Source organism: uncultured Algibacter sp. (genome assembly GCF_947487605.1).
GTDB lineage: Bacteria > Bacteroidota > Bacteroidia > Flavobacteriales > Flavobacteriaceae > Algibacter_D.
Map to the genome: position 1 here is coordinate 1 of NZ_CANKXK010000053.1, position 847 is coordinate 847.

The 847-nt window shown below is 32.6% G+C and carries 1 protein-coding gene; it reads right to left on the minus strand.

Annotation, left to right across the window (positions count from 1 at the left end; genetic code table 11):
- Positions 1-193 precede the first annotated feature (193 nt).
- The coding region (locus tag Q0739_RS14895; RefSeq protein ID WP_298239530.1) for a hypothetical protein at positions 194-847 on the minus strand (654 nt) is incomplete at its 5' end.

An 847-nucleotide genomic window follows, 5' to 3' on the forward strand; every position in this document is an offset into this window, starting at 1 on the left:
ACTATTGATCCTATATTTTCGATTGTTACAATAAACCTGGGAAGATCCAAAAGTCGGGCTTATTAAACCCAACGTTTTTGTGTATGGAAAGTTGCGGTTTTGTGTGCGAGGATTTTCCGAAGGAAAATCAGACGTAACAAAATTGCAACTGCCTTTGATTAAGCACTAATTTAGCAATTTTTTATACACGTTGTTACCCAACGTTTTTATTTCGTAATTTTTGTCTTTGGTCATATTTAAATTTCCAAATTTTGAATCGTATTATTCCTAAAAACTTATTCCATTCGTATCGAATTCCACCTAACTCCCAATTCACGTCAAATTTTCTTTCTTTCTCTACTGAATTTGGTGGTTTTGCAATATATGGTGGTTGAACAATTTTACAATGAAGCATTGGCTCATTGTTTTTTACAGTTTCATAAAAGTCAGATTCCAGTGATGATTTCGGATAGTACTGAATTTCAATTATTGTGCTTTCCTTTTCGCTTTTATATACGTACAAGTTTATATCGTACAGATTTACATAAATGTCTTTTAATTCGGCCGTTATTTGTTCAAGCGATTTGGTTTTTTTCTTATCGTTTACTTTTTTGCGTTCAATTCGTTTGTCAAAAAAATTCCGCTCGTCATTTATTATTTCCGAAATTATGTAGCTTGTATTGTCAGAAATTTTATTCCAACAGGAATTTTTAGCCATTTCTAATAGAGTAGAAGTGGCTTCTTTTAAATTCAGTTCGAGGTTATTTTTCGTGACGGTTTTCAAATGTTGGGTAACTTTCACGTATATAGTTTGTGTCGCCTTATTATTTTGCTTGAGCGAGGCAGAAATGCGATAGCATTTTAGCGT